Annotated in this window: 21 protein-coding genes; 12 read left to right on the forward strand and 9 right to left on the reverse strand. The window is 69.7% G+C overall.

Annotated elements, in window-relative coordinates; translation table 11 throughout:
• Positions 1–6: 6 nt before the first annotated feature.
• Positions 7–222, reverse strand: a complete 216-nt coding sequence (locus AKJ08_RS04050; protein ID WP_050724887.1) for a hypothetical protein — start codon at positions 220–222, stop codon at positions 7–9.
• Positions 223–364: 142 nt separating this feature from the next.
• Here AKJ08_RS04050 and AKJ08_RS04055 point away from each other — a divergent pair, with 142 nt between their 5' ends.
• The 3 genes from AKJ08_RS04055 to AKJ08_RS04065 all read left to right on the forward strand — a co-directional run bounded on the left by AKJ08_RS04055 (position 365) and on the right by AKJ08_RS04065 (position 2,711).
• Positions 365–1,126, forward strand: coding sequence for a PHP-associated domain-containing protein (locus tag AKJ08_RS04055; RefSeq protein WP_050724888.1), 762 nt, complete (start codon positions 365–367; stop codon positions 1,124–1,126).
• 88 nt (positions 1,127–1,214) lie between these two features.
• The gene (locus tag AKJ08_RS04060) at positions 1,215–1,958 is read left to right on the forward strand and encodes a hypothetical protein (protein WP_050724889.1); all 744 of its coding nucleotides are present in this window, start codon (positions 1,215–1,217) and stop codon (positions 1,956–1,958) included.
• Positions 1,959–2,099: 141 nt separating this feature from the next.
• A complete protein-coding gene (locus AKJ08_RS04065; protein WP_050724890.1) occupies positions 2,100–2,711 on the forward strand; it encodes an LPP20 family lipoprotein in 612 nt (203 codons plus the stop codon).
• Positions 2,712–2,765: 54 nt separating this feature from the next.
• Here AKJ08_RS04065 and AKJ08_RS04070 read toward each other — a convergent pair whose 3' ends face one another.
• Positions 2,766–3,683 (reverse strand): M48 family metallopeptidase, encoded by a 918-nt coding sequence (locus AKJ08_RS04070; protein ID WP_082342671.1) that lies wholly within the window; start codon positions 3,681–3,683, stop codon positions 2,766–2,768.
• Positions 3,684–3,776: 93 nt separating this feature from the next.
• Here AKJ08_RS04070 and holB point away from each other — a divergent pair, with 93 nt between their 5' ends.
• The 4 genes from holB to AKJ08_RS04090 all read left to right on the forward strand — a co-directional run bounded on the left by holB (position 3,777) and on the right by AKJ08_RS04090 (position 9,303).
• Positions 3,777–4,826 carry a DNA polymerase III subunit delta' gene (holB, locus tag AKJ08_RS04075; RefSeq protein ID WP_050724892.1) on the forward strand — a complete coding sequence of 350 codons (1,050 nt, stop codon included), beginning with the start codon at positions 3,777–3,779 and terminating at the stop codon, positions 4,824–4,826.
• Positions 4,823–6,091, forward strand: coding sequence for a DNA polymerase III subunit delta (gene holA / locus AKJ08_RS04080; RefSeq protein WP_050724893.1), 1,269 nt, complete (start codon positions 4,823–4,825; stop codon positions 6,089–6,091). Before holB ends, holA begins: the two co-directional genes overlap by 4 nt.
• Before the next feature lie 84 nt (positions 6,092–6,175).
• Positions 6,176–8,266 carry a methionine--tRNA ligase gene (metG, locus tag AKJ08_RS04085; protein WP_050724894.1) on the forward strand — a complete coding sequence of 697 codons (2,091 nt, stop codon included), beginning with the start codon at positions 6,176–6,178 and terminating at the stop codon, positions 8,264–8,266.
• Positions 8,266–9,303, forward strand: a complete 1,038-nt coding sequence (locus tag AKJ08_RS04090; protein ID WP_157370459.1) for a HEAT repeat domain-containing protein — start codon at positions 8,266–8,268, stop codon at positions 9,301–9,303. Before metG ends, AKJ08_RS04090 begins: the two co-directional genes overlap by 1 nt.
• Before the next feature lie 53 nt (positions 9,304–9,356).
• Here the strand turns inward: AKJ08_RS04090 and AKJ08_RS04095 are convergent, their stop codons facing one another.
• Genes AKJ08_RS04095 through AKJ08_RS04105 form a run of 3 tightly spaced genes read right to left on the reverse strand, consistent with a single transcriptional unit; the run spans position 9,357 to position 15,102 of the window.
• The gene (locus AKJ08_RS04095) at positions 9,357–10,802 is read right to left on the reverse strand and encodes an efflux transporter outer membrane subunit (RefSeq protein WP_050724896.1); all 1,446 of its coding nucleotides are present in this window, start codon (positions 10,800–10,802) and stop codon (positions 9,357–9,359) included.
• Positions 10,799–13,921, reverse strand: a complete 3,123-nt coding sequence (locus tag AKJ08_RS04100) for an efflux RND transporter permease subunit (protein WP_050724897.1) — start codon at positions 13,919–13,921, stop codon at positions 10,799–10,801. The genes AKJ08_RS04095 and AKJ08_RS04100 overlap by 4 nt, the downstream gene beginning before the upstream one ends.
• Positions 13,918–15,102: an efflux RND transporter periplasmic adaptor subunit gene (locus AKJ08_RS04105; RefSeq protein WP_050724898.1), complete on the reverse strand. Its 1,185-nt coding sequence runs from the start codon at positions 15,100–15,102 to the stop codon at positions 13,918–13,920. The genes AKJ08_RS04100 and AKJ08_RS04105 overlap by 4 nt, the downstream gene beginning before the upstream one ends.
• Before the next feature lie 123 nt (positions 15,103–15,225).
• On the opposite strand from AKJ08_RS04105, the gene AKJ08_RS04110 reads away from it, so the two are divergent.
• Positions 15,226–15,999: a TatD family hydrolase gene (locus tag AKJ08_RS04110; RefSeq protein WP_050724899.1), complete on the forward strand. Its 774-nt coding sequence runs from the start codon at positions 15,226–15,228 to the stop codon at positions 15,997–15,999.
• Here the strand turns inward: AKJ08_RS04110 and AKJ08_RS04115 are convergent.
• Positions 15,982–17,412, reverse strand: coding sequence for a 3'-5' exoribonuclease YhaM family protein (locus AKJ08_RS04115; protein WP_050724900.1), 1,431 nt, complete (start codon positions 17,410–17,412; stop codon positions 15,982–15,984). The genes AKJ08_RS04110 and AKJ08_RS04115 overlap by 18 nt on opposite strands.
• 116 nt (positions 17,413–17,528) lie before the next feature.
• On the opposite strand from AKJ08_RS04115, the gene AKJ08_RS04120 reads away from it, so the two are divergent.
• Positions 17,529–18,170, forward strand: coding sequence for an START domain-containing protein (locus AKJ08_RS04120; RefSeq protein ID WP_050724901.1), 642 nt, complete (start codon positions 17,529–17,531; stop codon positions 18,168–18,170).
• A 41-nt stretch (positions 18,171–18,211) separates the two neighbouring features.
• Here AKJ08_RS04120 and AKJ08_RS04125 read toward each other — a convergent pair whose 3' ends face one another.
• From AKJ08_RS04125 to AKJ08_RS04135, 3 genes are all read right to left on the reverse strand, one after another.
• Positions 18,212–18,484, reverse strand: a complete 273-nt coding sequence (locus AKJ08_RS04125) for a hypothetical protein (RefSeq protein ID WP_050724902.1) — start codon at positions 18,482–18,484, stop codon at positions 18,212–18,214.
• Between the two features lie 26 nt (positions 18,485–18,510).
• Complete coding sequence (locus AKJ08_RS04130; protein ID WP_050724903.1) at positions 18,511–20,106, reverse strand: NAD(P)/FAD-dependent oxidoreductase; 1,596 nt, start codon at positions 20,104–20,106, stop codon at positions 18,511–18,513.
• Between the two features lie 92 nt (positions 20,107–20,198).
• On the reverse strand, positions 20,199–20,402 hold the full coding sequence (locus tag AKJ08_RS04135; protein WP_050724904.1) for a hypothetical protein: 204 nt from the start codon (positions 20,400–20,402) through the stop codon (positions 20,199–20,201).
• A 421-nt stretch (positions 20,403–20,823) separates the two neighbouring features.
• On the opposite strand from AKJ08_RS04135, the gene gap reads away from it, so the two are divergent.
• The 3 genes from gap to tpiA all read left to right on the forward strand — a co-directional run bounded on the left by gap (position 20,824) and on the right by tpiA (position 23,877).
• Positions 20,824–21,825 carry a type I glyceraldehyde-3-phosphate dehydrogenase gene (gene gap / locus AKJ08_RS04140; protein WP_050724905.1) on the forward strand — a complete coding sequence of 334 codons (1,002 nt, stop codon included), beginning with the start codon at positions 20,824–20,826 and terminating at the stop codon, positions 21,823–21,825.
• Positions 21,826–21,923: 98 nt separating this feature from the next.
• On the forward strand, positions 21,924–23,108 hold the full coding sequence (locus tag AKJ08_RS04145) for a phosphoglycerate kinase (protein ID WP_050724906.1): 1,185 nt from the start codon (positions 21,924–21,926) through the stop codon (positions 23,106–23,108).
• Position 23,109: 1 nt separating this feature from the next.
• A complete protein-coding gene (gene tpiA / locus AKJ08_RS04150; protein WP_050724907.1) occupies positions 23,110–23,877 on the forward strand; it encodes a triose-phosphate isomerase in 768 nt (255 codons plus the stop codon).
• Positions 23,878–24,231: the final 354 nt, after the last annotated feature.

The following is a 24,231-nucleotide window of genomic DNA, read 5'->3' on the forward strand; positions in this document are numbered from 1 at the left end:
CGGCCGTCAACCGGCCGGGCGTGGGGAACCTTCCCGGCGGGGCGGGTGCTCGTAGAAGATCACCATGCTCAGGCAGTGATACTCCTCGTCGGACGACTGGACCACCACTCGATCGACGATCCGGAGATCGCGGTGGGTGGCGAGCCACTGGCTGACGGCCGAGCCCAGCTCTTCCCGATCTCTAGCTCGGGTCGCCGAAAACACCTTCACGCCCGTGAACATGGTCCCCGCTCCCTCCTTCGCCTGCCGTGCGCGAAGGGGCGGGATCTTCCCAGGCGGATCCCGGGGTGTCAAACGGACGTTGCTCCCACGACAGCCCGGCTTCGTGGTATCCGATCGCGCAATTCGCGCCGCGGAGGGTCCCTTGCTCATCGATCTCCATGTCCACTCCAGCCGGACCCCCGGCTGCTCGCTCGATCCGGCTGAGGCGGTGGCGCGAGCACAGGCCCTGGGCCTGGACGGGATCTGCTTCACCGACCTCGACACGCTGGGCGGCGTGGAGGAGCTCCACGCCCTCCGCGAGAAGGCGTCGATCGCGGTGCTCGTGGGAATGGAGGCGGTCACGAACCACGGCCACTTCCTCTGCTTCTTCCCCGATCCCGCCGGCGTCAGGCCGGAGGAGGTCCTGGGCGCGGAGGCTCCGACCGCCCGCCCGGCGCGGGACGTGGTCGAGGCGGTGCTCGCGAAGGGCGGGGCGGTGGTCGCGGCCCATCCCTACGACCGCGACCTCGAGAAGCCGATGGGCGACTTCGTCTTCACCCTGCGCAGCCTCACGGCGGTCGAGGGCTACACCGGCACCCGCCGCGTCAACGTGAACGAGCTCGCGATCGAGGCGGCGGATCACCTCTCCGTGCCTTGCGTGGGCGGCAGCGGCGCGATGGCCGGCTACGACGAGATCGGCACCGCCGCCACGCTCTTCAAGGAGCCGGTGCGCGACGAAGCCGAGCTGGTGCGGGCGCTTCGGGACGGCGCCGTCTGGGCGGTCGCGGTGGGAGTCCCGCCCCGCTTCCATGGCGACGACGTCGCGGCGCGTCCTCCGCGCGAAGAGCGGGGCGGGCGCCGCCCCTGGGAACGGCGGGGCGGTCGCGGCGGCGGCCGGGGCCGCGGTGACCGTCGGGGTCGATAACGGGATGAACCGGCCTGCCTGGCCGGTTGGTGCCCGGGCGATGGCAGTCGAGCCACAACGGCGCTCGGGCGCCAGCATGGAGTAGCACGTGAGAAGCACACGGTTCGTTGCAGCAGCCATCCTCCTCGCCGGTTTCGTGATGGCCGGCTGTGCGAGCCACACGGCGATCCCCGATGAGGATCGCGTCCGGCTCGAGCGCGCCTTGCCGGGCCGCACCTTCTACCTTCGGCATTCGATGTACGTGGGGCCGTTCTGGTCGGATCGGCAGAAGCTCTTCGTCACCGACGTGGTCCCCGGCGAGATCCCCTGGGTCGTCAACCCGGCGGGCGTGCCGATGGAGCCGGGCGAGCCGACGGGCGTGATCCCCGCGGGCACCCGGGTGCGCCTCTCGAAGCTCGAGCTCCCCACGGGCTTCACCGTGGCGACGCGCGACCCCTTCCTTCCCCGCTACAACCCCTGGGTCTTCCTCGAGGTCGACGGCATGCCCCGCTCGCCGGCTGCGGTGATGGTCCTCCGGAGCGACCTCAAGTCCTTCGCCCAGGTGCAGGCCGAGCTCGACCGCTACCTCTCAGTCGACGACCTCGCGCCCATGCTGTCGAAGCTGCCCCAGGACCTCCTGCGCGCCGTGAAGGAGAAGCGGCTCGTGGAGGGGATGAGCGCGGACCTGGTGGCCGCTTCCTGGGGGTGGCCGGAGCAGCGCAGGCTCTCGCCGTCCCCCGAGGGCCGCCGCGAGGAGTGGATCTGGCCGTCGGAGCGCCGCAAGGCGGTAATCGTCGGCGATCGCCTCGTCTCCTGGGAAGGGAAGGGCGCGGCGACCTCCGTCGCCGAGTAGTCATAGGAAGACTTCTCGTTCGATCCCGGACGCGCACGCCCCCAAAGGGCGTGCCTGCCCCGTGAATACGGGGCGCACTCTGGTCGATCGAGGACGCGGACGAAACGCGTGGGCGCCGGGGCGCTCGAGAGGTCATCCAGAATGCGAACGAGGTTCGACCAGAAGTGGCTGGCGGTCGCGGCGGTCATCGCCGCGGGCGCGTGTGGTTTCGGCTGCGCGAGCACGCCCAAGACGCCGGCGGACGCCGTCCAGGGCGAGCTCACCGACGCGCCCGATTGGGTGCGCAAGGGCTGCTCCGCCTACTTCGGCGATTCGAAGGACAAGCGGATCTGCGGCGTGGGCGCTGCCGGGAGCACCCGGAACGCGGCCCTCGCGAGGACCGGGGCCATCGCCCGCGGCCGCACCGAGATCGCGCGGTCGCTCGAGGTGCAGGTCCAGGCGATGCTCAAGGACTACCAGGCCAGCACGACTGGAGGAGAGGCGTTCGGCAGCGCTGCCGCTGACGACCAGCACCTCGTCGACGTGAGCCGCCAGGTGACCGAGACCAGCCTGTCGGGCACCACCCTCGTCGACTCGTGGATCTCCAAGACGGGGACGTTCTACGCGCTCGTCGCCCTCGACGTCGAAGGCTTCAAGGACGCGGTCTCCAAGATGGAGAACCTCTCGGAGCGTGTCCGGGCCGCGGTGGTCCAGCGGGCCGACCGCGCCTTCGAGGATCTCGATCGGCAGATCGACAAGCGCCACGAGCGCTGAAACGAGCACGCCGTGTGCGTCCAGGCGGGCGCACACGGCGTGTGGTAAAGATGCCTAGCGCGCCGGCGCAGGAGCCGGGGCGGGGCCGGGGGCCGGAGCGCCGCTTCCGCTCGGAGCGGAAGGCGCGCCGGTGGACGAGGCCGGCACCGAGGTGTTGCCGAGGAGGCGCGCCTTGATCCGGTCGAAGCCGCCGATGATCTCGGTCTTGCCGGCAGCGCCGCCCTTGGAGCGGATCGACGCCTCCAGGGTCTTCGCCCGCTCCGCCGGATCGGGGTGCGAAGCGAAGAACTGCTCGAGGGAGCTCGACTTGCCGCTCACCCGGACCAGCTCCTGGAAGAAGCGGGGCATCGCCTTGGCGTCGTAGCCGGCGCGGATCAGGTAATCGAGGCCCTTGGTGTCCGCGTCGCGCTCCGCGTCGCGGGAGTGGCGGGACATGTAGCCCTGGGCCGCGATCCCCGAGGCGATCTGCGTGACGGTCCCGGGCTTCTTCCCGAGGGCGACGGTCGACAGCGCCTCGAGACCATAGGCGGTGCCCAGGGACTTCGCTGCGTGTCGCTCGGTCACGTGACCGACCTCGTGCCCCAGCACCGACGCGAGCTCCGCCTCGCTACGCGCCGCGGTGATGAGGCCCGAGTACACGTAGATGTGCCCGCCCGGCAGGGCGAAGGCGTTGATCACGCCCGGCTTGTCGATGACCGTGAAGGTGTAGCGGACGCCCTTCCGCTTGTCCCCGGACGCCGCGACGATCTTCTGACCGAGCTGGTTCACCCAGGCCTGCACCTCCGGGTCGTTCAGGACCTTCTCCTGCTTGTCCACGTCGGCGGAGAGCTGCTTGCCCAGCGAGACCTCCTCGGAGAGGGGCAGGAGCAGCTCGCCGAGGGTGCCGGTGCCCTTGTCCATGGTCTTGTTGACGGAGGCGCAGCCGGCGAGGCCCGCGGCCAGGAAGAAGAGGATCGGCAGCTTCAATCGCATGAATGCTCCATTCAGGCGCCTGCGGCGCCATTTCGAAACCAGGATCGTGCGGCGTTGCGGGAGCGTTCCGGCCCCCGTAGGATGCCCGCCGCCTTGAACCTCTCGTCCATCTTCGGCCAGCCCCGTGCCACTTCGATGCTCCGCTCCGCGCTGGAGCGGCGGAGGATCCACCACGCCTGGCTCTTCGCCGGGCCGGAAGGGGTGGGCAAGGAGGCCGCCGCGCGGGCCTTCGCCGCCTCGCTCCTCTGCCGGGCGGGCGGGGGTGAACCGGTGGTAGAGGCGTGCGGCACCTGCCCGTCATGCCAGAAGCTCGACCGCGGGGTCCATCCCGATCTGGTGGAGATCCTCCCCGAGGCCGAGGCGGTCGCCCGCAAGCGGATCGCGCGGGAGGACCTGCCCAAGGCTCCGTCGCGGGAGCTGAAGATCGACCAGATTCGCAAGCTTCAGGCGTCCCTTTCCCTGGCGCCCCTCGAGGGCCCGCGCAGGGTCGTCGTGATGATCGGTGCGGACACCCTGAACGCCCCGGCGCAGAATGCATTTCTGAAGACGCTGGAAGAGCCCCCCACCGGCACGCACATCGTCCTCCTGGCGGATACCGCTGACGCACTCCTCCCCACCACCCGCTCCCGCTGCGTGAGGGTCCCGTTCGCCCCGCTGCCCCTCGAGCTCGTGGCCGAGAGGGTGGCCGAGCAGACCGGCGACGGCCTCGAGCGGGCCAGGCTCCGTGCGGCGCTGGCAGGGGGATCCCTCGGCGCCGCCCTCCGGATCGACGGCCCGGCCCTCGAGTCCCGCGGCCGGATCCTGGAGGCGATCGAGGCGCTGGATCCGGCGGATCTGCGCCCGCTCCTCCGCCTGGCCGAGGAGCTGGGCGGCAAGGGCCGCGAGGAGAGCGAGCTGGCACTCGACGTGGTGGCGCTCTTCTACCGGGACGCGGCCCTCGGAGCGGAGGGAGTCTCCGATGACGCCCTCGCCAACCAGGATCAGGCGGCGCTGGTCCGAGCCGCCGCGGCGCGGGGAGCGGAGGACGCCCTCCGCCGCCACCGCCTCGCCCTCCGCGCCAAAGCGGCGATCGGCCGCCACGCCATGGGGCGCCTCGCCTTCGAGCGCATGCTCCTCGGCTTCGTGATGCCGGAGGAGGCATGAGCGGATTGGAACCGATCCTCGCCCAGGCGCGCTCCGGGAAGGCGCCGGCGATCCTCCTCTTCCACGGGGAGGAGTTCCTCGCCCGCAAGGCGGCGGAGGAGATCGTCGACCTGCTCGTGCCCGCCGGCCAGCGCGACCTGAACCTCGCCGTCCTGGAGGCGGCGGCCTCGCCAGGGGAGGTCGCGAGGGAGCTCGCCACCGTCCCCATGTTCCGCGGGACGAAGGTGGTCTGGCTTCGGGATCCGGAGTTCCTGGCGCCGCGCAAGGCGGCCCGCGGGGACCAGCTCGCGCGCCTCCGGGAGCTCTGGGAGCAGGGCCGCCAGAAGGAGGCGGCGCGGCGGCTCCTCGCGCTGGCGCAGAAGGCCGGGATCGATCCCGCCACCGCGTCCGCAGCCCAGTGGAAGGACGAGGCGGGCCTCGATCCCTCCGGCGCCGACCTCGAGTTCTGCAGGGACGCCGCAAACTTCGCCGCGACGGAGCAGATCCCGCCCCCCGGCACCGACACCGCGGAGCTGGACCGGCTCTTCGCCGCCGGGATCCCGGCAGGGAACCACCTGGTGGTCTCTGCGTCGGGCATCGACGGGAGGCTGGCGCTCTACAAGAAGCTCAAGGACCTGGGCGCTGAAGTCTCGTTCAAGGCCCAGGGGCGGGAGAAGCGCGACGTGGGCGAGCTCTGCCGCGAGGCGGTGGAGCCGCTGGGCAAGCGGATCGCGCCGGCCGCGATCGCGCGCCTCGATACCCTGGTGGGCGGCGAGCAGGTCCGGCTCCTCCACGCCGAGCTGGAGAAGGTGGCGCTATACGTCGGCGAGCGGCCGACCATCGAGGCCGCCGACGTGGACGCGGTGGTCGAGGCTTCACGGGAGGTGGAGTTCCTCCTCACGAACTCCGTTGAGAAGCGCGATCTCGCCGGAGCCGTGGAGGGCCTCTCCCAGATCCTCGACGCGGGCGGCGGGCTCCCGCAGGTGGTGGCCTCCGTCGCCACCTGCGTCCGCCAGCTCCTCGCGGCCCAGGAGGCCACCCGGGCGACCGGCGGGCGAATCCCCGGCTTCGGCGCCGGAGCGAGCGCGTGGGTGGCCGCGTTCAACGACGCGGGCCTGAAGATGGGCAACCCCAACGCGGCGAAGTTCAAGGCCGAGGCCGCCGCGCGCTTCGGGCGGGACGAGCTCCTCTGGGCCCTCATCGCCGCCGCCGACGCCGACCTTGAAGTGAAGAGCGGGGGAGGGCGCCTCGTGGTCGAGCGCCTGCTCTGGGACCTCTGCAAGTAGGTTTCCAGCTCCGCGGATTTGCTTTACCGCGAAGGGCGCGGTGGCTAGGTTCGCCCCTCATTCCTCTCCCAGAGGCAACGGCTCATGCCCGAGAAGATCCTCGTCACCGCCGCGCTCCCGTACGCGAACGGACCCAGCCACCTCGGCCACCTCCTCGAGTACATCCAGACCGACGTCTGGGTGCGGTTCCTCAAGCTCACCGGCCGCGACGCGGTCTTCGTGTGGGCGTCGGACACCCACGGTGCTCCCATCGAGCTCAACGCGGCGAAGCACGGCGTCCCTCCCGACGAGTTCGCCGCGTCGTGGGGCGAGAAGCAGCTCCGCGACTTCCGCGACTTCCTGATCGAGCCCGACGTCTTCTCGAGCACGAACTCGCCCGAGAACCGCAAGTGGGCGGAGGAGATCTTCCGGCGGCTCCAGGCCGGCGGCCACGTCGAGGAGCGCCCCCTCGAGCAGTGGTTCTGCGAGGTCGACCAGCGCTTCCTGCCCGACCGCTTCGTGAAGGGCACCTGCCCGAGCTGCGGCGCCGCGGACCAGTACGGCGACGTGTGCGAGGTCTGCAACAAGGCCTACGCCTCCACCGAGCTCGAGGCGCCGTACTGCGCGATCTGCCGCAACCCGCCCGTTCGCCGCACCTCCCAGCACTTCTTCTTCAAGCTCGCCCACTTCCAGGCCTTCCTGGAGGACTTCGTCTCGAAGCAGGGAACCCTCGAGCCGCAGGTCCGGAACTCCATCCGCGCCTGGCTCGAGGGCGGTCTCCAGGACTGGTGCGTCTCCCGCGACGGCCCCTACTTCGGCTTCGAGATCCCGGGCGCTCCCGGCAAGTACTTCTACGTCTGGCTCGACGCGCCCATCGGCTACCTCTCGTCGACCGAGCGCCTCGTGGGCGAGGAGCGCGCGCTCGCCGACTATTGGGCGAAGGACGCGGACAGCCGGATCGTCCACTTCATCGGCAAGGACATCGTCTACTTCCACGCGCTCTTCTGGCCCGCGATGCTGCACGGCGCCGGCCTGCGCCCGCCCAGCCGGATCCAGGTCCACGGCATGATCACCCTGGGCGGCGAGAAGCTCTCCAAGAGCCGCGGCCGCATGGTGACCGCCCGCGAGTACCTCGACGCGGGCCTCGATCCCGAGTCCCTGCGCTGGTTCTACGCCTCCAACCTCGGCGCCGCGCCCTACGACGTCCCGCTCGCCAAGGAGGAGATCAAGAACCGGGTCAACGCCGAGCTGGTGAAGACGCTGGCCAACTTCGTCTCCCGCGCGCTCTCGCCGCTCACCAAGGACTTCGGCAGCAAGCTGGCGGCGCCGTCGGACGATCCGGAGTCGACGGCGCTCTGGGCCAAGGTCCTCGAGCACTCCGCGAAGATCCACGCGTCCTACGAGGCCTTCGAGCTCCGGGACGCCACCCAGGGCCTGGTGCAGATCGGCTTCGAGGCGAACCGCTACCTCCAGGAGCGGGCGCCGTGGAGCAAGCGGAAGGCCGGAGACGAGGAGGGCGCCCACCGCGATCTCGCCCTCTGTGCCAACGTCGCGTACGCGATCGGCTGCTGGATCGCGCCGATCCTCCCGCGGGCGGCGCAGAAGCTCTCCGAGATGCTCGGAGGCGTCGCCTTCGATCCGTCCCGGCTCGTCGCCGGAGCGGGCTTCCCCCTCGCCCCCGGCCTGCAGCTCGGCAAGGCCGTCCATCTGGCCGCGCCCATCGACGACGAGAAGCTCGACGCCCTCTGGCCCGACGAGGCGCCGGCGGCGGCGGTGCTCGAGAAGGACAAGCAGAAGCCCTCTCCGGCACCCGGCGTCGAGAAGGCCGCGCCGGCGAAGGCCCCCCCAGCAAAGGCAGAGGTGCCGATCGGGATCATCGACTTCGAGGACTTCGCCAAGGTCGAGCTCCGCGTCGGGAAGGTCCTCGCCGCCGAGCGGATCCCCAAGGCGGACAAGCTCCTCAAGCTCACCGTCGATCTGGCGGAGGAAGCCCCGCGCACCATCGCCGCCGGGATCGCCGAGTACTACGACCCCGAGGCGCTGCCCGGAAAGCACGTGGTCGTCGTCGCCAACCTCGCGCCTCGGACGATCCGGGGCATCGAGAGCCGGGGCATGCTCCTGGCCGGCGGAGGCGATCAGGGGAAGGTGGTCCTGGCCGAGGTCCCCGGCGTGCCCCCCGGCTCAAGGGTGAAGTGATGGGGCCCTTCGCGGACGACCTCGCGAAGACGCTCGACGAGACCGGGCTCCCGCGAAAGGAGAGGGAGGCGGCCGTCGCCGATCTCGTGGAGCGCTGCAAGGAGAGCGCGGAGCTGCGCGAGCGCTTCCTCATGCGCTTCGTGCTGCTCCTCTCCGACGACGATCCCGTGATCCGCGGCTGGGCCTGTCTCGGCGTGGTCCTCTGCGACGACGAGGGGAGCCACGTGGAGCGCGTCGCCCGGCTCCTCGGCGACCCGTCTCCGGGCGTACGGCTCCAGGCGGCCCACGCCCTCGCGCCCCTGGAAGCGGAGGGCCTCCACGAGCGCTTCGTGGCCTGCCTCCAGGACCCCGACCTGCTTGTCCGGTCGACCTGCGCCGGAGCCCTCGCCTCCGCCGGCGACCTGCGCGGCGTCGACGTGCTCCTCGAGGCCGCCGGGAAGCGCCGGACCCGCCTCGACGCGCTGCTGGCCCTTCGCCCGGCGGCCCGCGACGCCTCGCGCCGCGGCCCCGTCGAGGCCCTGGCGACCCGGCTCTTCCGCGGCGTCTTCACCCGCCGCTTCGACCGCGTGGCTGCCGCCGCGCTCCTCGCCGTGACGGGAAACCGCGACGCAGGGGCCTTCCTGGTCGAGCGCGCCAGGCGCGGCGGCATGGAGCGGCCCATGGCCATGGAGCTCTGCGGCGAGCTCCGGATCGACGGCGGCGAGGCGGTCGTGTCGTCGGTCGCGGCCGATCCCCGCGATCCCTTGCGAGGGACGGCGCTGCGGGCCCTGGCCTGCTACGGCGGTCCGGAGGCGCAGGAGCGCTGCGCCCGGGCGCTCCTCGACGAGGCCGAGGACTCCGACGTCCGCTGCGACGCCGCGGAGGGCCTCCTCCTCCTGGGCAGCGAGGACTCGAGGCAGAGCCTCGAGAAGGCTCGCGAGACGGTCGGCGACGACCGCGTCCGCCGCGTCGCCACTGCGTGCCTCGAACTCTTCGGCCGTCCGGAGAGCGAGCTGCGCCTCTACCTGCCGCTCTCCGGCGAGGAGCTGATCTCGTAAGGCCCTCGCGGATCGGGAGTTCGAGGCTCTGATACAATGGGTGAACCGGAGCGTCAGGGACGCGGCCGGCTGTCTTCTATTTCCTGCGAGGACTCGGGGCGGAGCGGGTTGGCCCAGCCGCCGCCCAGGGCCCGATAGAGCTGGATCACGCTGATCGACCGCTGCGCCCGCGCTTGGACGAGCGCGATCTGCGCGGAGAGGAGATTCGTGACGGCGAGGTTGACCTCCACGTAGCTGGCGGTCCCGACCCGGTACTGGTCCATCGTGAGCCGCGTCTGTGTTTTGAGCGCGTCGACTTGTAGTGAGAGGCGCTCGGCGACCTCGCGCGCACTCTGGATGCCTGCCAGGGCGTCGGCGACGTCGGCGAGGGCCTGAACCACCGCCTGCCTGTAGCTCGCCGCGGCGGCGTTTGCGGTGGCGATCGCGGCGTCGCGGTTGTCGAGCAGGCTGTCTCCGCCCAGGACGGGCGCGAGCCAGCTCGTGCTCGCGCCATAGAGCCACTCTCCCTGGCTGCCGTGGAAGAAGGTGGAGATCTCTGGGGTGAGGAGCCCGGCGAGGCCGGTGAGGTTGATCGGCGGCAGAAGCGCGGCGTCGGCGACGCCGATCTGTGCCATAGCCGACCGCAGGTTCTGCTCGAGCGTCATCACGTCGGGCCGGCGCGCGAGGAGCGTCGCGGGCAGGCCCGGTGGCACCTCGGGCAGCTCGGCCAGGTCGAGGGGAGGGCCACGGGGGATCGGCCCGGGCGGCCTCCCCAGGAGCGTCGTGATCTGGTTCTCTTTTTGCGCGAGCTGGGCGCGGAGCTGCGGAAGTAGGGCTTCCACCTGGTAGACGAGGGACTCCGCGTTGGCCGTCTGCACCATGGTGCCGGTCCCTTCCGTCATCTGTGCGGTATAGAGCGCGAGGAGCTCTCTTCTCGAGCGGAGGGTCTCTTCGTTGAGATCGTAGAGGGCGTCGAGCTCGAGGAGCTCGACGTAGGCCTGGGCGACGTCCGCGACGAGGATCAGAATCACGCCGCGCTTCTGTTCGACGACAGCGAGGTAGTCTGCGCTGGCTGCTTCTGCGGCGCGTCGAATCGCGCCCCAGACGTCGAGCTCCCAGCTCACGTTGATCGAAGCCGTGAACTCGTTGGTCGTCAGCGTCGGGAGCCCCGAGAAAGTGGGAACGAAGGGGATTCGCTGGCGTTGTGCGAGAGCCTGGATCGTCAAGGACGGGAGGAGGGCGTCTCGAGCTGCATGCGCCCTCGCCCTCGCCGCCGCGACCCTCTCCGTGGCCGCTCGCAGATCCCCGCTCCCCTCGAGGGCTTCCTCGATGAGCGCGCGCAGGGCGTCGTCGTGGAAGAGCTCCCACCAGGGGAGATCGGCGATGGAGGCCGCGGTCGCTCCTTCGGGCGCGTCGCGGAAGGCCTCTGTCAACGGGACCTCGGGACGCACGTAGTTGGGGCCGACCGCACACCCCGAGACCAGGGCGCACGAGACGCAGACGAGCGCCCCCGTCCTCATGGCTCTCGCTTTCTACTGCGTTGGAGCCAGAGGACGATCTGCTCGACCACGAGGTAGGCGGCCGGGACCAGGAGGAGCCCAAGGATCGTCGTGAAGATCATCCCGACGATCACCGCGGTCCCGATCTCGCGTCGCGAGAGCGAGCCCGCCCCGCTCGCGAAGGCGAGCGGAAGCACGCCCAGGATGAATGCGAGCGACGTCATCATGATGGGCCGCAACCGCAGCTGGGCTCCCGCGACCGCCGCTTCCGCCGGCGCCATGTCCTCCTTGAGCTGCCGCTCCCGGGCGAACTGCACGATCAGGATCGCGTTCTTCGCCGACAGGCCCATCAGCATGATCAGCGCGATCTGCCCGAAGACGTCGGAGGAGTACCCTCGCGAGAGCAGCCCGAGGAACGCGCCGAGCACCGCCACCGGCGTCACCAGCAGCACGCTGAGCGGGAGGGACCAGCTCTCGTACAGGGCAGCGAGGATCAGGAAGACCATGACGATCGCGAAGATGTACGTGGGGAGCGGGCTCGGCGCCGTCGTCTCCTGGTACGAGAGATCCGACCACTCGTAGGTGACGCCTGCGGGCAGGACATCCCGCGCCACCTCCTCCAGCGCCTTGATCGCTTGCCCCGAAGAGTAGCCCGGCGCGGCGGTGCCGTTGAGCTGCGCGGCGCGAAAGAGGTTGAAGCGCATGGTGAAGTCGGGGCCCAGCATGGGGCTCGTGGACAGGAAGGTGGTGATCGGGACCATCACGCCGTCGGAGCCGCGAACGTAGAATTGGCGCAGGTCGTCCTCGGATCGCCGGAACTCCGGCTCCGCTTGCAGGTAGACGTGCCACTCCCTCCCGAACCGGTTGAAGTCGTTTATGAAGATGCTTCCGAGGAAGGCCTGGATGGTGAGGTAGAGGGACGACAGGCTCACGCCCTCGATGAGCGCCTTCTCGCGATCGACGTTCAGCCTGATCTGTGGAACGGACGCGCTGAAGTTCGTGCGGACGGTGCTCAGCTCCGGGCGCTTGCTGGCCGCGGCGATGAAGCGGTTGGCCTGCTCCTCCAGGAACTCCGGCGTGCCGCCGGTGCGATCCTGGAGGAAGAGCGTGAAGCCTCCGCTCGTGCCCAGGCCCGGGAGCGGCGGCGGCGCGAAGCCCAGCGCGATCCCGGCCGGGATGCTGCGAAGCTCCTCGTTTGCCTTCGCGATGATCTTTTCGGCCGTCTCCTCGGAGCTCCGCTCGCCCCATGGGCGGAGGGCCACGAAGAAGAAGGCGTTGTCCGGCGTGGCCACTCTGGAGAGGAGCGAGAAGCCCACGACGCTGGTGACGTGCGCGACCCCCGGGATGCGCCCGAGGACCTTCTCTACCTGCGCGGTGGCGGTGTCGGTTCGACCGAGGGCAGCTGCCTTCGGGAGGGCGAGCTCCAGGAAGAAATAGCCCTCGTCCTCGGTCGGCACGAGGCCGGAGGGGATCGCGCGGCCGAGGCCCGCGAGGATCACGAAGACCACGGCCACCACGATGACCGAGAACCAGGCCTTTCGGAGCAGGACACGGGTGAGCCGCACGTAGGATTCGGTGGCGCGCTCGAAGCCCCGGTGGAACGCCTGCGTGGCCCGCCCGATCGGCCCGCGCTCCGGCTTGGGAGGACGGAGCAGCATCGCGCACAGCGCCGGAGACAGGGAGAGGGCGTTGAAGGCGCTGATCAGCACCGAGATCCCGATGGTCAGGGCGAACTGGCGGTAGAGGAGGCCCGTGATCCCCGGCACGAAGGCGACCGGGATGAACACCGACGCCAGGATGAGGGCGATGCTCACCACCGGTGCCGAGACCTCCTTCACCGCCTCCAGGGTCGCCTCCCGAGGCTCGAGGCCGTCCTCGATCTTCCGGATCGTCGCCTCGACCACGACGATCGCGTCGTCCACGACCAGGCCGATGGCCAGCACCAGCCCCAGCAGGGAGATCGTGTTGACGGAGAAGTGGAGGATCGGGAAGAGCACGAAGGCCCCGATCAGCGACACCGGGACCGTCAGCATTGGGATCAGCGTGGCCCTCCAGGTCTCCAGGAAGAGGAAGACCACCGCCATCACGAGCAGCACGGCAATGAGCAGCGTTTGAAGGATCTCCCGGATCCCGTCCTTTACCGGGAGGGTCGTGTCGAGGGCGACGGTGGCTTGCACCCCTTCTGGAAACGCCTTCGTGAGCTTGGCGAGGTGCTCTTCGACCCCCTTGACGGTCGAGAGCGCGTTGGTTCCCGGCGTCTGGAAGACCCCCAGGACCGCCGAGGGCTGACCGTCGAACCGGGCTCGCTCGGTGTAGGTCACGGTGCCGAGCTCGAGCCTTGCCACGTCGGAGAGGCGAACGATCGCCCCGCCGGGCTCCGCGCGGACGACGATGTCTCCGAATTCCTCGGCCGTGACCAGCCTGCCGGGCGCGATGATCGAGAAGCTGAACGGCTGGTCGGAGGCCGCGGGCTCCCCACCGATCTGCCCGGCGGGATTGACCGTGTTCTGGGCGAGGAGCGCCTGCTGCAGATCCTGGACGGTGAGGCCGCGCGACGCCATTTTGATGGGATCCACCCAGACCCGCATCGCGTATTGGCTCGCACCGAAGTTGATGACCTGCGCCACGCCCTCGACCCGGGAGAGCTCATCGATGACGTTGATCGTCGCGTAGTTGGCCAGGAAGGCCCCGTCGTAAGCCGCGGTGGGCGAGTGGATGGCGATCACCATCAGCGGCGACGCCGTCGTGCGCAGCACGGTGATCCCGACCGCGTTGACCTGGGCGGGGAGGAAGGGCTGCCCCTGGCTGACCCGGTTCTGCGTCAGGATCTCGTCGACGTTGGAGTCGGAGCCCACCTTGAACGTGACCCGCAGGCTCATTGACCCGTCGAGCGCGTTCGTGGACTGCATGTAGAGCATCTCCTCGACCCCGTTCACGAACTGCTCCAATGGGGTCGCGACCGACTTCTCGACGGTCAGCGCGTCCGCGCCGGGGTAGGTGGCGCTCACGACGATCTGCGGCGGGACGATGTCCGGGTACTCGGCGACGGGGAGCGAGAACGCGGCGACGGCCCCCACGAGCACGAAGACGATCGAGATCACGATCGCGACGATCGGCCTTCGAACGAAGAAGCGGATCAAGGCGTATGTCGGCCGGGGCCCGGTCCCCCGCCTCCCCCTGATTGGTTCGGGGCGCCCTTGGGCGGCGGGGCCTTCTTCAGGGGAGCCGCCGGCCGGGGCTGCACGGTCTCACCGTCCTTCACCTTCTCGACGCCCTCGACCACGACCTGCTGCCCGGCCTCGAGCGGTCCGGTCACCACGACCTCGGCCCCCACCTGCGGACCCGTCTTGACCTGAACGAAGTGGACGACGTCGTCCTCGCCGACGACCGCGATCCGCTTCAGTCCCTGCAGCTCGGAGATCGACCGCTGCTGCACCACCAGGGCGCCCTCGATCGTCTGGAAGACGACGTGGATGCGGACCGTCTGGCCGGGCCGAAGGATGGCGTCGGCGTTGGGAAAGAACGCCTCCAGGGATAGCGTTCCCGTCGACGAGTCGATGTGCCGGTCTGCGAAGCTGACCCACCCTTCCTGCGGGGATTGCACGCCGGTCATGAGCTCCAGGCGCACGCTCCGCTTCGCTGGCGAGGTCCCGGACTGCGCCAGGTCCAGGTAGTCCCGCTCCGTGATCGGAAAGATCGCGCGGATGGGATCGATCTGGGAGACGGTGGCGAGGAGGGTGGGGGTGCCGGCGCCGACGAGGTTCCCGAGCCGCACCTGGGCCGCGCCGGCGAGGCCGACGATGGGCGAGGTCACCTTGGTATAGGAGAGGTTGAGCAGGGCCTGCGTCACCAAGGCCTCCGCCGACTTCACCGAGGCGGAAGCGCTTCGGTGTGAGGCCTGGGCGTTGTCGAGATCCTGCTTGCTCACCGCGAGGTCCTTCGCGAGGGGCTCGAGCCTTTTGGCCAGCGCGCCCGACCGCTGGCGCTCGGCCCTCGCGCTCGCGAGGGTGCCTTGCGCCTCGTGGAGCGCCGCGAGGAAGGGAGCGGGATCGATCTGGAAGAGGAGCTGGTCCTTCTCGACGAACGTCCCCTCCTTGTAGTGCTGACCGAGGAGATAGCCCTCGACCCGCGCCCGGATCTCGACGTCGAAGTAGCCTGCGAGCGTGCCCACGTAGATCCGCTCGACCGGGACGTCCCGCTGGGCGACCGGCGCTACCAGCACCTGGACGGGCGGCGGCGGCGGCGGGGCCTTCTTCGACCCCAGCTTGCACGCCGATCCGAAGATCAGTGCCAGGCACAGCCAGGTAGCGCCGCGTCTCACGCTTCACTCCGTCCCGGGTTGGGCTCGGAATGTTCGCGTGGGCCGCCCTTTTCGCTAGGCCCTCGCCGGGTGGAAGAGCTTCGGGCTTGCCGCTTCCAGCCGGTTGCCGGTAAGCGAGAGGCCATGGATCTCATCGACTCCCACGCACACGTGGACTCGGAGAAGTACGACGGCGATCGCGACGAGGTGATCGCGAGGGCGAGGCAGAGCGGCGTCAGCCGGATCGTCGCCGTCGGGCAGTGGCAGGGGCCGGGCGACTTCGGCGGCGCCCACGCCCTCGCGAAGGCGCATCCGGGCTATTTCTTCGCCACCATCGGGATCCACCCCCACGAGGTGGCGAACGTGCCGGAGGAGGACTGGCTCGAGCTCGAGCGGCTCGCGGCGCTGCCGGAGACGATCGCGATCGGAGAGACCGGCCTCGACTATTTCTACGAGCACTCTCCGCGCGAGGAGCAGCGCAAGTGGTTCCGCCACCAGCTGGAGCTGGCCTCCCGGCTCGGGAAGCCCGTGGTCATCCACACCCGGGACGCGGACGACGACACGTTCGAGATCCTGCGCGACATGACGCCGAAGGCCGGGGTGATCCACTGCTTCACCGGCGGCCCGGAGAGGGCCCGGGCGTATCTCGACCTCGGCCTCTATCTGTCGGTGCCCGGCGTAGTGACGTTCAAGAACGCCGAGCCCCTGCGCGAGGCGGTTCGAGCAGCGCCCTTGGACCGGCTGCTCATCGAGACCGATTGCCCCTACCTGGCGCCGATCCCCCATCGGGGCAAGCGGAACGAGCCCGCGTTCGTTCGGATCGTGGCCGAGACCATCGCCGAGCTGAAGGGGCTGCCGGTGGAGGAGGTGGCGGCTGCCACCACCTCCAACGCCATGGAGCTATTCCGCCTGGGGTAGCTCGCCGGAGCCCTCCTCGGCGGGGCGCTCCTCGGCCGGGGTCGGCCCTTCGGAGGGAGTCGGCTCCTCCCCGCCCGTGAAGGCGGAGAAGGGCTTGAAGGTGAGCTTCTCGCCGCCGGCGGCCTTCGGCGCGCCCTCGGCGCGCTTCAGGATCTTCGGGCCGCGACGCTCCTCGCCCTCGCGCAAGGGCCTCTCGCCCTCGGCCGCGACGGGCTCGGCGGCGGCGGGCTCCCGCGGCTCCCTCTCTCGCGCCTCCCTCTCACGAGGCGGACGCTCGCGGCGGGGACGCTCCGCCTGCGCGCCACCAGCGGCACGGCGAGGGCCCTCGCCGCCCTCGGGGGCGGGTTCCCGCTTCTGCTTTTCCTTCGGCTTCTCCTGGGGCGCCTCGGGGCCACCCTTGCGCTTGCCGAGGCCCTTGGCGGGGGCACCCCGCTTGCGGCCGCCCTCGGTGGGGGCCGGCGCCTTCCAGACGAGGCGCTCGTGGGCCTTCTGCGGCTCGGCCCACCGCTGGCCGGGGCTGCGCGCCATCTGCCCGAGCATGGCGTTCACCCGGCTGTCGATCTCGTCGAGAGCGTGGACCAGGAAGGCCTCGAGGGTCATCGGGAGCTTGGGCGAGCCGTACTCGAGGCGGCCGTGGTGTGCGAGCACCATGTGCACCAGGTGAAGCTCGAGCTCCTTGGGGAAGCCGGTGATCGCCCGGGCGCGCTCGGCGATCCACGTGGCCGTCATCACCAGGTGGCCGATCAGGCGCCCCTCATCCGTATATCCCGTGGCGCCCTTGTCGTAGGAGAGCTCGGAGACCTTGCCGATATCGTGGAGGAAGGCGCCCGCGATCAGGAGATCGCGATCCGCCATCGGATACTGGTCCGCCAGGCGGCCTGCCAGCCGCACGCAGGAGAGGATGTGCTCGAGAAGACCCCCCGGGTAGGCATGGTGGATCTCCTTCGCCGCCGGCGCGCGGCGCAGCTTCGAGGCGATCCCTGGATCGTCGACGAACGAGAGGAGGAGGGCGCGGACGTGCGGATCCGAGACCCGGTGCAGCTCTCCGCGGAGCGCCTGGAACGCCCCGTCCCGCTCGGCCGCGGGGGCCTCCACGGCCGGCGCCTCGAAGGCGAAGTCGGCCGGGTCGAGCTCGGCCAGGGATTTTTCAATCTTCTCGACCGTTAGCTGCGGGCGACCCTGGAAGGAGCCGACCTGTCCACCGACCTCCACCCGATCTCCCGCCTCGAAGGCGCCCAGAACCTCGTCGGTGGTGTTCCACACCCGCGCGTCGAGCTGGCCGGTCTTGTCCTGGAGCAGGAGCTTGAGGAAGACCTTTCCATTCTTCCCGGTGGCCTGCTGCTTGCGCGCCACGAGGAAGACGCCTTCCGCTCGACGGCCCGCCTCGACGTCCTTGACCCACAGCCTGTCCATTCACCGCTCCGCTCGTGGAGAAGCCGGCATGCCGTCCGCCGGCTCGCAATCGAACCGGGCAAACTAGCAGACGGCTCCCGCGGGAACAACGCGCGAGATCGCCGGCTGGAGCCACCATGAAAGCGTCCCACCTGCTCCCCATCGCCCTGATCGCCCTCGCTCCCTTCGCCGCCCACGCGGCCGACGAATGGAGGATGGTCTCCGACTCCGGGGGCCTGAAGGTCTCGACCCGCGACGTGGCGGGCAGCGTCCCCGAGATGCGCGTGGAGGGGCGGATCGACGCCCCGCCCGAGCGCGTGTTGGCCGTGCTCGCCGACGTCGACGCCTATTCCGAGACCATGCCGCACACCGAGGAATCACGCATGGTGAAGCGCGAAGGAAACACGATCTGGATGTATTCGGTCGTCGATCCGCCGCTGGCCAGCCGCCGCGACTACTGCGTGAAGATCACGCTCTCCGAGAAGGGGGACGGGATCCTCGCGACGACTTGGATCCCCGACAACGAGGTCGCCCCGCCGCAGAAGTCCGGGACGGTACGCGTGAAGGTGAACGACGGCGGCTGGACGCTCGTGCCCGCGGACGATGGCAGGGCGACCTACGCCGTCTACCGCCTGCACGTCGATCCGGGCGGGAACCTCCCGAAGTGGATCGTGAACAAGGCGAACCGCACCTCGGTGCCGGACGCGTTCAAGGCCGTGCGCAAAGCCGCGACCTCGAAGCGCTACGAGAACGCCCTCAATCCGATGAACGCGGGGTAGGGGAGAGACACGTCGCGCGGCCAAAGCCGCGCGACGCGTCGTCACATCCTCGCGAGGATCGCCGCGATCGCGCCGATGACGCCGAGCAGGGCCGTCACGAGGAAGACGGTCTTGAAGCGCCGCGTGTCGTGGCGCTCGGCCCGCATCATCGAGGCGTATTCCGGCACGTCGCGCAGCCTGCGCCACCGCTGCTGATCGTCCCGGCGGATCTCGTCGTCGGGATCGAGGAACCGCTGCCGGAAGAGCATGATCACGTGAGAGCCGTCGGGCACCGTGAGCTCCTGCCCACCCTTCGAGCGGATGTGGTATTTCACGCTCTACCCCTCACGCGCCGTATCGCTCACGAGCACTCTGCAGCGATGGCGTCCGCGATCCGGAGGCCGTCGACCGCAGCCGAGACGATACCGCCGGCGTAGCCGACGCCTTCCCCGCAAGGATAGAGACCCGGCGCGCTCAGCGCCTGGAAGTCGTCCCCTCGGACGATCCGCAGCGGCGCGCTCGTGCGGCCCTCGAAGGCGATCAGCGTCGCGTCCTCGGTCACGTATCCGCGCATCTTGCGGTCGAAGCCCCTGAGGGCCGTCTTCAACGTTGCCGTCACGTGGGCGGGGAGGAAGCCGGAGAGGTCGGCGTGGGTGAGGCCGGGGCGATAGGTCGTCTTTCCGGGGGCCGTCCCCAGCCTTCCGCGCAGGTAGTCGGTGAGCCGCTGGGCCGGCGCCCGGTAGCCGCCGCCGCCGAGCTCGTAGGCGACCCGCTCCCACTTGCGCTGGAACCGCAGCCCGGAGAGGGCATCGCGGCCGTGTCCGTCCCGCTCGAAGTCGTCGAGCCCCACCGCGACCACGATCCCCGAGTTGGCGAAGTGGGCGTTTCGGTACGAGTTGCTCATCCCGTTCACGCAGAGGAGCTCGGGCTCGGTGGGCGTAGGCACCACGATCCCGCCCGGGCACATGCAGAAGGAGAAGACGCCCCGGGGCTTGCCCTCGCAGATCGGGTTCTCGGCGAGTCGGTAGTCGGCCGGCGGGAGCCGGGGGTGGCCAGCCGCGTTTCCGTACTGGATCGAGTCGATCAAGGTCTGCGGGTGCTCGGCCCGGAAGCCCACGGCGAAGGGCTTTGCCTCGAGCACGTAGCCCTGCTCGTGGAAGCTCTCGTAGAGCTCGCGGGCGGAGTTGCCCGGCGCGAGGATCACCCGGTCGGAGAGGAGCTCCGTCCCGTCGGAGAGGCGCACGCCCCGCGTCCGGCCGCTCGAGTCGCGCAGGATGTCGTCGACCCGCGCGCCGAAGCGCACCTCGCAGCCCTGGGCCTCGAGCCACTCCCGGAGGCCGGTGACCGCGCCGGGGAGGAGGTCCGAGCCGATGTGCGGCTTGGCGTCGGTGAGGATGCCGTCGGGCGCTCCGAAGCGGGCAAAGGTCTCGATCACCTTCCGCACCGCCGGGTGCGTGACGCGGGTGGTGAGCTTCCCGTCGGTGTACGCGCCTGCGCCGCCCTCGCCGAAGTTCATGTTCGACTCGGGGTCGAGGCGGCCCTCGCGGCCCATCACGGCGACGTCGCGCCGGCGCGGGCTAATCGGCTTGCCGCGCTCGAGGAGCAGGGTGGGGATCTGCCGCTCCATCAGGCCCAGGGCGGCAAAGAGGCCGGCGGGGCCAGTGCCTACGACGATGGGCCGCACCTCCGGTCGCCTGGCGACCTTGGGAGGAGGCGGATCGTCCGGCGAGAGCTGGACGTCGCCGCCGAGGACGACGTCGGTGCCGTCGGGCACCTCTACGTCCACCACGAAGAGGAAACGGGGGTGGCCCTTCTTGCGACAGTCGAGCGACTTGCGCACCACGCGGGGAGCGCCGACGAGACCCGGAGGGAGCTGCGCCGTGGACGCCGCCCGTTCGTGGAGAAGGGTCTCGTCCTCGTCGAGCCAGAGGGAGAGGTTGCTGATTCGAAGCCGCATACCGCCTACCGAACAGAGGAAGGCGGGCGTTATATCCGAAAAGGAGCGAAGGCGAGCGGGGACGGGCGATTCGGAGCGCCCGGGCCGTCTCCTCAGGCCTCGGGGTCGGTGTCCTCGCCCCTGAGCTCCTGCGTGACCAGCTCGAGGAGCTCGCTGGACGCCGCGAGGATCTCCCGGGGCGCGAAGCCTGCGTCGCGGAGCTCGCGGTAGAACGAGCGGGCGAGGATCTTGGGGCCATTGGCTCCGGAGAGCCTCAAGCCGTTCCTCTTCGCTTCGACCATCTTCTCGGGGACCATCGCGTCGGCTCCTTGGCCTGGGGGGCGGCCTGTTGATCGTCGGGGCGAAGGTCGCCCACGGTACCCAATGGATCGGTGGTGCCGGGGCCGGTAGCAAGTTCGGGGCCAATATTCCCCATTCTTGGCAACCTGAGTAATTTCAGCGGCTTGTCTAGCCATGGCCACCCCGGACGGAGGGCGTGGTGCGTCCTCCTCTGCGCAGCCCGGGCTGCGAAGCGCCTGCGGGGGCGCGAATGGGAGTGCGCAGTACTCCCATGTCCGACGGGAGCGATCGATCCTTCCCAGGCCAGGCGATCGCGCGTGCAATGGTTGTCCTTGACCGCAAGGGGTCCCGCACCTATGTACGCGCCCTCGGCAGGTATCGTCTGCGAGGGAGCGCCGCGGTGGTGCGGCGCCATTCTTTGCGAAAGGTAGGCGAGCGATGAAGTTTGCCATCAATGGCTTCGGTCGAATCGGCCGCTGCGTGCTGCGGGCAGCGCTGGCGCGCAACGAGAAGGACGTCGAGATCGTCGGAATCAACGACCTCGACTCCCCCGCGACCCTCGCCCACCTGTTCAAGTACGACTCGGTCCACGGGATCTTCCCCGGCGAGGTGAAGGCCACCGAGCGCTCGATCGTGATCGACGGCAAGGAGATCCCCATCTCGGCCATCCGCGAGCCCGAGAAGCTCCCCTGGAAGGAGCTCGGCGTCGAGACGGTGTTCGAGTGCACCGGGCGTTTCACCGACCGTGAGGCCGCCGCGAAGCACCAGACCGCCGGCGCCCGGAAGGTGCTCATTTCGGCCCCCGCCAAGAACCCGGACATCACCCTCTGCTACGGGATCAATCACGACCAGTACGATCCCGCCAAGCACCACATCTTCTCGAACGCCTCCTGCACCACGAACTGCCTCGCGCCGGTGGTCAAGGTGCTCCTCGAGACCTTCGGCGTGGAGCGTGGCCTGATGACCACGGTCCACAGCTACACCAACGACCAGAGCATCCTCGACCTGCCGCACAAGGATCTGCGCCGCGCCCGCGCCGCCGCGGTCTCGATGATCCCGACCTCCACCGGCGCAGCCAAGGCCGTGGGCGAGGTGATCCCGCAGCTCAAGGGCAAGCTCACCGGCATGTCCGTGCGCGTGCCCACGCCCAACGTCTCCCTCGTGGACTTCACCGCGGTGCTCACGAAGAAGGCCACCGTCGACGAAGTGAACGCAGCGATGAAGAAGGCCGCGGAAGGGTCGCTCAAGGGCGTGCTCCACTACTCCGAGGAGCCCCTCGTCTCCGTCGACTACAACCACTCGCCGTGGTCCTCGACGGTCGACGCGCTCTCGACCATGGTGATCGACGACATGGTCAAGGTGCTGGCCTGGTACGACAACGAGTGGGGCTTCTCGAACCGCATGGTCGACGTCGCCCGCATGATCGCGACCAAGGGCTAGATTTTCAGGAAATCCGGGCGAACTCCGTTCGCCCGTCGAAACGCGAGCGGGAAGGCGGCGAATGCCCCTCCCGCTCGTTCCACGTTGGAGGAAGGTCCATGGCCATCCGAACCCTCGACGAGCTGGCCCTTGCCGGCAAGCGCGTCTTCATCCGAGTCGATTTCAACGTTCCCCTCGAGGGGGGCGCCGTGTCCGACGACACCCGGATCCGGGCAGCGCTGCCGACGATCCGCTACGCCCTCGATCAGGGCGCGAAGGTGATCCTCGCCTCCCACCTCGGGCGCCCGAAGGGCAAGGTCGAGCCGAAGTACTCGATGCTGCCCGTGGGGGAGCGCCTCCGCGAGCTGCTGCGTGACGTGGAGGTGGTCGTCGCCGACGAGTGCGTGGGCGAGGGCGTCGCCAAGGTGGTGCATGGCCTCGAGGACGGTCAGGTGCTCCTCCTCGAGAACCTGCGCTTCCATCCGGAGGAGGAGGCGAACGACGAGGACTTCGCCAGGAACCTCGCCGCCAACGCCGACGTCTGGGTGAACGACGCCTTCGGAGCGGCCCATCGGGCTCACGCCTCCACCACCGGGATGGCCAGGTTCGTGAAGGAGCGGGCGGCCGGCTTCCTCATGAAGAAGGAGCTCGACTACCTGGGCAACGCCCTCACCAGGCCCGACCGCCCGTTCGTCGCGATCCTCGGCGGCGCGAAGGTCTCGGACAAGATCAAGGTGATCGAGAGCCTGATCCCCAGGGTGGACGCGCTCCTCATCGGCGGCGCCATGGCCTACACCTTCCTCGCCGCCCAGGAGATCCCGGTGGGCAGGAGCCTCGTCGAGAAGGACAAGATCGACCTGGCGGGCCATCTCCTGGAGGCGGCCGAGCGCAAGGGCAAGCAGCTCCTCCTCCCGCTCGATCACATCTGCGCGAAGGAGATCAAGGCGGGGGCCGAGCGCATCGAGGTGAGGGAGAAGGCGATCCCCGACGGCCTCATGGGCCTGGACATCGGCCCGAAGACGGTCGCGCTCTATCGCGAGAAAATCCGCATCGCGAAGACCGTGCTCTGGAACGGCCCGATGGGTCTCTTCGAGATCCCCGAGTTCTCGACGGGCACCTTCGCGATCGCCGAGGCCCTGGCCACGAGCGAGGCGACGTCGATCGTCGGGGGAGGCGACAGCGCCGCGGCCGTGGAGAAGGCGGGCCTCGCCGACAGGATGAGCCACGTCTCGACCGGCGGCGGCGCGTCGCTCGAGTTCCTCGAGGGGCGGGAGCTCCCGGGCGTGAAGGCGCTGGAGGTCTGAGATGGCGCTTCGAAACAAGTTCGTCGCCGGCAACTGGAAGATGCACCTCTCCGTGGCGGAGGGCGTCGCCCTGGTCACCGAGCTTCGCGCGCTCCTCGACGGCGTCGCCGGCGTCCGAGTCGCGGTGGCTCCGGCGTTCACGGCGATCCACCCGGTGGCCGATGCGCTCCGGGGAAGCCTGGTCGAAATCGGTGGCCAGAACGTCCATTGGGAGAAGCAGGGCGCGTTCACGGGCGAGGTCAGCCCGGAGATGCTCGTCGAGGCCGGCGCCACCTGCGCGATCGTCGGCCACTCGGAGCGTCGCCAGCTCTTCGGCGAGACCGACGAGGGCGTGCGCAAGCGGGCACGTGCAGCCCTCGACGCGGGCCTGACGCCGATCGTCTGCGTCGGCGAGACCCTGGCCGAGCGGGACGCAGGGCGTACGTTGGAGGTCGTCGGGGCGCAGGTGAGGGCGGGCCTCGAGGGGTTCGACGCCAACGACCTCGCGAAGCTCGCGATCGCCTACGAGCCCGTCTGGGCCATCGGCACCGGCAGGACGGCCACCTCGGCTCAGGCCCAGGAGGTTCACGCCGCGATCCGGGCCATCCTTCGAGAGCTCGTCGGCGACGCCGCCGATTGCGTCCCGATCCAGTACGGCGGTAGCGTGAAGCCGGAGAACGCGGCCGAGCTGATGGCCCAGCCGGACGTCGACGGCGCGCTCGTCGGCGGCGCATCGCTCTCGGCGGCGTCCTTCGCCGCGATCGTGCGGGCCGCCCGCGACGCGGTTTGAGGCGCCGGGCCGGCCATCCGGTCGGATGCCCGTAGGTTTGAGTTTCATTTGAATATTGGAGACGAAGGTCTCCTTCTAACGGCCCCGGGCGCTTCACGAGCTCCCGGGGCTTTTTCGTGGCCGAAGCTCCGGGCCGACGTGCGCCCGCGAGGCGCAAATTCAAAGGACTATTCGCGCTCCCATATGATTGGAGCGCCGAAGATTTGGGTGCAGAAACTACGGCGATAAACAATTATATACCATCGTAAAATCAGTCATTCGTCCCATTGCGTGGTTGTTTCGAATCTGATTGGATTGGTTTCCAGATGTTCAGAGACCCCCGAGATTCGAACGGTTGTCCTGCAGCGAGGTGGC

Source organism: Vulgatibacter incomptus (assembly GCF_001263175.1).
In the GTDB taxonomy this organism is placed as follows: Bacteria; Myxococcota; Myxococcia; order Myxococcales; family Vulgatibacteraceae; genus Vulgatibacter; species Vulgatibacter incomptus.

What these genes read in the sequence shown, in the direction of transcription:
- AKJ08_RS04050 (WP_050724887.1), bottom strand. Translation starts at nt 222, where the DNA reads ATGTTCACGGGCGTGAAGGTGTTTTCGGCGACCCGAGCTAGAGATCGG.
- AKJ08_RS04065 (WP_050724890.1), top strand. Translation starts at nt 2,100, where the DNA reads ATGCGAACGAGGTTCGACCAGAAGTGGCTGGCGGTCGCGGCGGTCATC.
- AKJ08_RS04070 (WP_082342671.1), bottom strand. Translation starts at nt 3,683, where the DNA reads ATGCGATTGAAGCTGCCGATCCTCTTCTTCCTGGCCGCGGGCCTCGCC.
- holA (WP_050724893.1), top strand. Translation starts at nt 4,823, where the DNA reads ATGAGCGGATTGGAACCGATCCTCGCCCAGGCGCGCTCCGGGAAGGCG.
- metG (WP_050724894.1), top strand. Translation starts at nt 6,176, where the DNA reads ATGCCCGAGAAGATCCTCGTCACCGCCGCGCTCCCGTACGCGAACGGA.
- AKJ08_RS04090 (WP_157370459.1), top strand. Translation starts at nt 8,266, where the DNA reads ATGGGGCCCTTCGCGGACGACCTCGCGAAGACGCTCGACGAGACCGGG.
- AKJ08_RS04095 (WP_050724896.1), bottom strand. Translation starts at nt 10,802, where the DNA reads ATGAGGACGGGGGCGCTCGTCTGCGTCTCGTGCGCCCTGGTCTCGGGG.
- AKJ08_RS04110 (WP_050724899.1), top strand. Translation starts at nt 15,226, where the DNA reads ATGGATCTCATCGACTCCCACGCACACGTGGACTCGGAGAAGTACGAC.
- AKJ08_RS04115 (WP_050724900.1), bottom strand. Translation starts at nt 17,412, where the DNA reads ATGGACAGGCTGTGGGTCAAGGACGTCGAGGCGGGCCGTCGAGCGGAA.
- AKJ08_RS04120 (WP_050724901.1), top strand. Translation starts at nt 17,529, where the DNA reads ATGAAAGCGTCCCACCTGCTCCCCATCGCCCTGATCGCCCTCGCTCCC.
- AKJ08_RS04130 (WP_050724903.1), bottom strand. Translation starts at nt 20,106, where the DNA reads ATGCGGCTTCGAATCAGCAACCTCTCCCTCTGGCTCGACGAGGACGAG.
- AKJ08_RS04135 (WP_050724904.1), bottom strand. Translation starts at nt 20,402, where the DNA reads ATGGTCCCCGAGAAGATGGTCGAAGCGAAGAGGAACGGCTTGAGGCTC.
- gap (WP_050724905.1), top strand. Translation starts at nt 20,824, where the DNA reads ATGAAGTTTGCCATCAATGGCTTCGGTCGAATCGGCCGCTGCGTGCTG.
- AKJ08_RS04145 (WP_050724906.1), top strand. Translation starts at nt 21,924, where the DNA reads ATGGCCATCCGAACCCTCGACGAGCTGGCCCTTGCCGGCAAGCGCGTC.
- tpiA (WP_050724907.1), top strand. Translation starts at nt 23,110, where the DNA reads ATGGCGCTTCGAAACAAGTTCGTCGCCGGCAACTGGAAGATGCACCTC.